At 72.3% G+C, this 7,635-nt stretch carries 1 protein-coding gene; it reads right to left on the minus strand.

Features of this window, described 5'->3' with window-relative positions:
• A partial coding sequence (locus tag SACXIDRAFT_RS23410; RefSeq protein ID WP_006236441.1) for a type I polyketide synthase occupies positions 1-7,635 on the minus strand: 7,635 nt, incomplete at both ends.

Consider the following 7,635-nt stretch of genomic DNA (forward strand, 5'->3'; position numbering starts at 1 on the left):
GCGGGTAGTGCTCGTAAAGCTCGCGTCCCATCCCGGCGTGTTGGGAGCCCTGCCCGGTGAAGACCATCGCCACCCGTCCCGTCTGCCGGGCGGTTCCGCGCACGACACCAGGGGCGTCACGGTCGTCGGCCACCGCGGTGAGGCCGGCGAGGAGTTCGGCTCGGTCGGAGCCGAGCACCACCGCTCGGTGGTCGAGCCGCGCACGTGACCTGGTCAGTGCGACGGCCACCTGGACGGGAGACCACTCGGAGTCGGCGGCGAGTCGTTCGAGGAGCCGCGCGGCCTGGGCACGCAGCGCCTGCGCCGACCCACCCGAGATCACCCACGGCGGGGTCGAGGACGGAGCCTCGGTCGCCCCGTGGGTCGGCTGTTCCGCGTCGGACTCGTGGGTGCTGTCGTGGGTGCTGTCGTGGGCCGGGGGCTGTTCGAGGATGACGTGGGCGTTGGTGCCGCTGATCCCGAAGGAGGACACCGCGGCCCTGCGGGGACGGTCCACCTCGGGCCACGGCCGCGACTCGGTCAGCAACTCCACCGCACCCGACGACCAATCCACCTGCGACGTGGGCTCACCCACATGCAGGGTCCGCGGCAACACCCCATGCCACATCGCCATGACCATCTTGATCACACCAGCCACACCCGCAGCAGCCTGCGTATGCCCGATGTTCGACTTCACCGAACCCAGCCACAACGGCATACCCTCGGCACGGTCCTGCCCGTAGGTCGCCAACAGAGCCTGCGCCTCAATCGGATCACCAAGCCGGGTACCGGTGCCGTGTGCCTCCACGACGTCAACGTCCCCAGTGGACAAACGCGCGTTCGCCAAAGCCTGACGGATCACCCGCTGCTGCGACGGACCATTCGGCGCCGTCAACCCATTCGACGCACCATCCTGATTCACCGCCGAACCCCGCACGACAGCGAGAACCCGCCTGCCGTTGCGCACCGCATCCGACAACCGCTCCAACACCAGCAGCCCGACACCCTCGGCCATGCCGGTGCCGTCCGCCGCATCCGAGAAGGCCTTGACCCGGCCGTCGGCGGCAAGCCCGCCCTGTTGAGTGAACTGCTGGAGCACCAGCGGAGTGGCCATGACCGTCACCCCGCCAGCCAGAGCCATCGAACACTCACCGGCGCGCAGGGACTGTGCCGCCTGGTGCAGGGCCACCAGCGACGACGAGCACGCGGTGTCCACCGTCACCGCAGGACCCTCAAGACCGAAGACATAGGAGACTCGTCCGGACAGGACACTCGCCGCGTTGCCCGTCATGAGGTGTCCCCGACCCGTTTCGGTCGCATGCCGTTGACGAGTCACGTAGTCAACGCCCGCGACGCCCGCGAAGACGCCGATGTCGCGGCCGTGGACCGAGTGTGGGTCGAGGCCACTCCGTTCGAAGGCCTCCCATGCGGTCTCCAGCAACAGGCGCTGCTGCGGATCCATCGCCACCGCCTCACGAGGCGAGATCCCGAACAGACCGGCGTCGAATTCGGTGGCGTCGGCGAGGAAGCCGCCCGCGGCCGGGAGCGAAGGCGAGTCCTCGGCGGATCCGTCCGTTCGCTCGTCCTCCCAGCCCCGGTCGACCGGCAGCGGAACGAGACCGTCACGGCCCTCGGCGAGCAGTTGCCACAGTTGTTCCGGGGACCGCACGTCACCCGGCAGACGGCAGGCCATGCCGACCACGGCGATCGGGTCGTCGTCCTCGGCGATCCGCTGGTTCACGACGGCGGCGGCGGGCTCGTCCCTCGTGCCGAGCAGCCCCTGGGCCAGTTCGGCGGCCAGCGCGGCCGGAGTGGGATGGTCGAAGATCGCCGTGACCGGCAGCCGGAGCCCGGTCGCGCCATTGAGGCGGTTGCGCAGTTCGACGGAGGTCACCGAGTCGAACCCGATCTCCTGGAACGGCCGACGCGGATCGACCTGCTCCGGTGATCCGTGGCCCAGCACGACGGCGACGGTGGAGCGCACCAGGTCGGCGAGCTCCTTGTCCCGTTCCCGTGCGGGCAGGCCGCGCAGGCGGTCGATCGCCGTGGCTGCGGCCGAAGCCGGTCCCGAAGCGCCGAGACGCTCCCGATCGATCAGCTCGCGCACTTCTGGCACCTCGTCGAACAGGGTGCTCGGGCGGGCGGCGGTATAGGCGACGAGGTAACGCTCCCAGCGGATGTCCGCGACGCACAGGAAGGTCTCGTGATGCTCGACCGCCTGGTTCAGGGCCGTCAGGGCCAAGGCGGGGTCCAGCGCCGGAGTGCCGTGGCGTTCGAAGAGGTCTCGCACGGCGCCCGTGGCCATGCCGCTGGCTTCCCAGGCTCCCCATGCGACGGAGGTCGCGGGCAGACCCGCGGCGCGTCGCCACTCGGCGAGTGCGTCGAGGAAGACGTTGCCGGGTGCGTAGTTGCCCTGGCCCGGCACACCAACGGTCGCACCAGCCGAGGAGAACAACAGGAAGCAGGCGAGGTCATGATCGCGTGTGAGGTGATGCAGGTTCACCGCGCCCTGGGCCTTGACGTCGAGCACCGCGCGGATCTGCCGCGGCGTGAGCGCCTCGATCGTGGTGTCGTCCAGGATCCCGGCGGTGTGCACCACACCGGTCAGCGGCGCCTCAGCCGGGATCTCGTCCAGGACACGGCGCAGCGCGTCGCGCTCGGCCACGTCGCAGGCCGCGAGAGTGACCTCCGCACCGAGGCGGCGAAGCTCGTCGGCGAGGTCCTCGGCTCCCGGCGCCGCCGCACCGCGCCGCGAGGTGAGCACGAGGTGCTCGACGCCGCGACCGACGAGCCACCGCGCCACCTGGGCACCCAGCGCCCCGGTGCCGCCGGTGACCAGCACCGTGCCACCCGCCGTCCAACGGCCAGACGTCGCGGGGGTGAGGAGAATGGTCCGATCGTCCGCCGCTGCGCTGGGTGCGGTGTCAGGCGTGCGCCCGGCAGCGGACTCGACCTGGCCGGTCATGGGCAGCGGTGCTCGGACGAGCCGGCGTGCGAACACCCCGGAGGAGCGCACCGCCACCTGATCCTCGCCCATGGTGCCTGCGAGGACCCCGCACAGCCGGGAGACGGTCTGATCCCCGAGGGACGCGGGCAGGTCGATCATGCCGCCCCACTGATCCGGCTGTTCCAGCGCCGCCACGCGGCCCACACCCCACACCATCGCCTGTTCGGGATCGACGAATGCGGAGCCGGGCCCGTGTGGGGACACCGCGTCGCGGGTGACGCACCACAGCGGCGCGGCCACACCCGCGTCCCCCAGTGCCTGGAACAACGTCACCGTGTCGGCGAGCCCGCCGCTCGACACCGTGTCGGGCAGGTCATGCCGGGCTTCGAGGCCCGGCACGACGGGCGGGCGGCGGGCGGCGGGATCCTCGACGTCGAGTCGGCATCCGACCGGCTGCGGCAGGGCGAGCAGCGACACCACGCCGTTCACCGGGCCGTCTACGGCGATCGTCGTCCGCAGTCGCTCGGCCAGCGCCCCCCGATCGAGGCCTTGTTCCACCGTGACCCGGACCACCTCGGCGCCCCCGCGAGACAGGGCACGGGTCATCTGCTCCGCGTCGTCGGTCTCCGATGCAGAGTCGACGAGCACCCAGCGGCCGTCGAGTCGAGCGGTGTCGGCTTCCGCCGACACCGACACCCGCGCCCACCGGACGCGATACCGCCATGAGTCCACGACCTCGTGCTCCCGGGCGCGGCGCCGCCACCGGGACAGCATCGGCACCACCGACGCCACCGCGTCGTGGTCGTCCGCCGCCGAGTCCGCCACCAGCCGCGTGACACCCGCCGTGTCGCCCTGCTCCACGGCTGCCCAGAAGGAGTCCTCCACCGAGCCCACGCCCGGACGCGGCCGGGAGCCGACCGGCGAGGGTGCCGGGTCAGGGTCGAGCCAGAACCGTTCCCGTTGGAAGGCATACGTCGGGAGGTCGATCGTTCTGCCTCCCCAGCCGCCGAGCAGGCGTGGCCAGTCCACGGGGACGCCTCGGACGTGCAGGTCGGCCAGCGCGGTGAGGAACCGAGCCGCTCCCCCGTCGTCCCGCCGCAGGGTCGCCCCGGCGAAGCCTTCGTCGACAGCGGTGTCCGCGAGGATTTCCTCGATACTCATGGCGAGCACCGGGTGCGGGCTGACCTCCAGAAACACTTCGTGCCGGTCGGCGAGGAGGGCACGCGTGGTCTCCTCGAACCGCACCGTGCGGCGCAGGTTCCGATACCAGTACTCGGCGTCCAGCTCGGCCGTGCCCAGTCGGGCGGCCTCCACTGTCGAGTAGAACGGCACCTCACCGGCGTGCGGCTCGACTCCCTCGAACAGTGCGAGCAGCCGGGTGTGCAGCGCCTCCACCTGCTCGGAATGCGACGCGTAATCAACCGCGACGCGACGCGCACGGAGGCCGCTGGCCGAGCAGTGCGCCACGAGCGCGTCCAACGCCGCCGTCCCGCCCGCGACAACGGTCGAGGTCGGTCCGTTCACCGCGGCGATCGCCAGGCCCGCGGCGGAGTCGCCGAGTGCCGTGATCGCCTCCGTCGTCCGCCGCGCGGACAGGCCCACCGACGCCATTCCGCCGCCGCCCGCGAGGGTCTCAGCGACGGCCTGACTGCGCCGGGCGACGATCCTGGCCCCGTCGGAGAGTGAGAGGCCGCCCGCGATGCAGGCCGCCGCGATCTCCCCCTGTGAGTGACCGAGGACGGCAGCGGGGACCACGCCGCAGGAGCGCCACAACTCCGCCAGCGACACCAGCACCGCCCACAGCACAGGCTGCACGACGTCGACGCGATCGGCGAGCGCCGGATCGGCGTCGGGGCTCAGCAGGTCACGCAGCGACCAGTCCACGAAGGGGGTCAGTGCCCGCTCGCAGGCGGCGATCGACTGAGCGAAGACGGGCGAGGCGGCCAGCAGTTCCGCTGCCATTCCCTGCCATTGGGAGCCCTGCCCCGGGAAGACGAACACCGGACGACGGTCGCCGTCGTGGGCGATGCCTGTCACGACACCGGCGGCCTCGCGCCCGTCGGCTACCGCGTCGAGCCCGGCGAGCAGCTCCGCTCGGTCGGCGCCGACCACCACCGCGCGATACCGGTGCGTCGTGCGGCTCGTCGTTAGCGAGCAGGCCACGTCCACGATCGACAACTCGGGCTGTTCGATCAGCAGCCGGCGCAGGCGTCGGCTCTGCGCGCGCAGCGCGGACTCTCCGCGCGCGGAGAGCAGCAGCGGCACCGCGTCCGGCCGGACGACCGGCGGCAGGGCGGCGACCTCCGGGACGGTGGCAGGCCCGGGTTCCGCCCGGTCAGCCTCCTCCAGCAGGATGTGCGCGTTGGTCCCGCTGAAGCCGAACGCCGACACCCCGGCGCGACGCGGCCGGTCGTGTCGGGGCCAGTCGCGAGCGTCGGTCAGCAGCCGCACGCCGCCCGTCGTCCAGTCCACCTCGGGCGTGGGCTCGTCCACGTGCAGGGTGCGCGGCAGCATCTCGTGCCGCAGCGCCATCACCATCTTGATCACACCGGCGACGCCTGCGGCCGCCCCGGTGTGGCCGATGTTGGACTTCACCGAGCCGAGCCATAGCGGCCGGTCCTCCGACCGGCCCCGGCCGTAGGTGGCGAGCAGCGCCTGCGCCTCGATCGGATCGCCCAGTCTGGTGCCCGTGCCGTGCGCCTCGACCGCGTCGACATCGTCCGCTGTGAGTCCGGAGTGGGCCAGCGCCTGTTGGATGACCCGCTGCTGCGCAGGCCCGCTGGGGGCGGACAGTCCGTTGCTGGCCCCGTCCTGATTGATCGCGGTGCCTCGGACGATCCCCAGCACCCGGCGGCCGTTGCGCCGTGCGTCGGAGAGTCGTTCCAGAAGCAGCACGCCGACGCCTTCCGACCAGCCGGTGCCGTCCGCCGCCTTGGCGAACGGCTTGCAGCGGCCGTCGGGTGCGAGACCGCGCTGGCGGGAGAACTCGACGAAGGCGACGGGCGTGGCCATCACGGCTGCCCCACCGGCCAGCGCCATCGAGCACTCGCCGCCGCGCAGCGCCTGGCCAGCCAGGTGCAGGGCGACCAGCGATGAGGAGCAGGCCGTGTCAACCGTGATCGCCGGGCCCTCCAAACCCAGCGTGTACGCGACTCGACCGGAGGCGATGCTCGTCGCGTTGCCGGTCATCAGGTATCCCTCGGCGGCCTCAGCGTCCCGGCCCGGATCGCTGCCGTAGTCGCGCCAGGCGATGCCGGTGAAGACACCGGTCGCGCTGCCCCGCATCAGCGAAGGATCGATGCCCGCCCGTTCGAAGGCCTCCCAGGAGGTCTCCAGCAGCAGCCGCTGCTGCGGGTCCATCGCCGTCGCCTCACGCGGAGAGATGCCGAAGAAGTCGGCGTCGAAACCGGCGGGGTCGTGCAGGAAGCCGCCGGTGCGGGTGTAGCTCGTGCCCCGGTTGGCCGGATCAGCATGGTAGAGCGCCTCGACATCCCAGCCGCGATCCAGCGGGAAGGGCGACATCGCGTCCTCGCCGCCGACGAGCAGCCGCCAGAGCGACTCGGGCGAGTCGATGCCGCCGGGGAAGCGGCAGGCCATTCCGATGATCGCGATCGGCTCGTCGTCGGCGACGGCCGCGACCTCGGCGACTTCGGCAGGCCGGTCCCGGTTCGGCTCCGCCGCGGTGCCGAGGAGTTCGGTCTCCAGGTGGCGGACGAGCGCCTGAGGAGTCGGGTGGTCGAAGACCAGCGTGCTGGACAGTCGCAGGCCCGTGCTCGCGGCGAGCCGGTCACGCAGCCGGACGGCCGTGAGCGAGTCCATGCCCATGTCCCGGAAAGCCTGGTCGGCCCCAACGGCAGCGGCCGAGGCGTGGCCGAGGAGCAGGGCGGCGTCGCCCCGCACCCGGTCGAGCAGCAGGCTGCGCCGCTCCTCGGCATCGACGTCGCGCAGGCGGACGTCCTCGGTCGCCGCAGCGGCGGAGGAGGCCTGCTCCTCGGCGTCGGCGGCCACCAGTCCCTCTACGAGCGGTCCGGGGCGCAGGCTGGTGTAGGCGGCGGCGAAGACCGCCCAGTCGATGTCGGCGACGATCCAGGGCTCGACGGCGGCGGCCATCGCCGCGTCCAGGACGTCCAGGGCACGGTCGGCCGCCATGGGTCGCAACCCGCGGTCACTCCAGTGATCGTTCGTCGCGTCCGACGCGCTGCGGACCGACTCCTGCTCCCAGGTCCCCCAGGAAAGCGAGCGGACGCGGGGGCCGTCGGCAGAGGGGCGCCGACCCAGCGCGTCGAGGTGGGACTCGATCGCGGCCTGTGCCGCATATCCGCCCGCTCCCCACACGCCGGTCAGCGAGGAGAACATCAACAGGTCGGCGGCGCCCGCCCTGCGGGCGAACCCGATCACCTCGGAGATCGAGCGCAGGACGGCGCGCACCCCGGCGTCGAACTCGGCCGGATCGACGTCGCAGAGCCGTCCGACGGGCGCCGCCGCCGTCTCGACGTGGACGACGGCGGCGAGCGGGGTTGCGCCGAGCAGTCCGATGAGCGTCTCGTCGAGGGCCTCGCCGGTGTCGCCGACGACACGGACGGACGCGCCGAGTTCGGCAAGCCGAGCCGTCAGCGCCGAGTCGTCCCGTCCGGCCGTCTCGGCGGGGACGCGCGGTGCCAGCAGAATCTGGCGTGCGCCGCGTTCGGCGACGCGGCACGCCAGCGTCG

Source organism: Saccharomonospora xinjiangensis XJ-54 (assembly GCF_000258175.1).
GTDB classification, from domain to species: Bacteria; Actinomycetota; Actinomycetes; order Mycobacteriales; family Pseudonocardiaceae; genus Saccharomonospora; species Saccharomonospora xinjiangensis.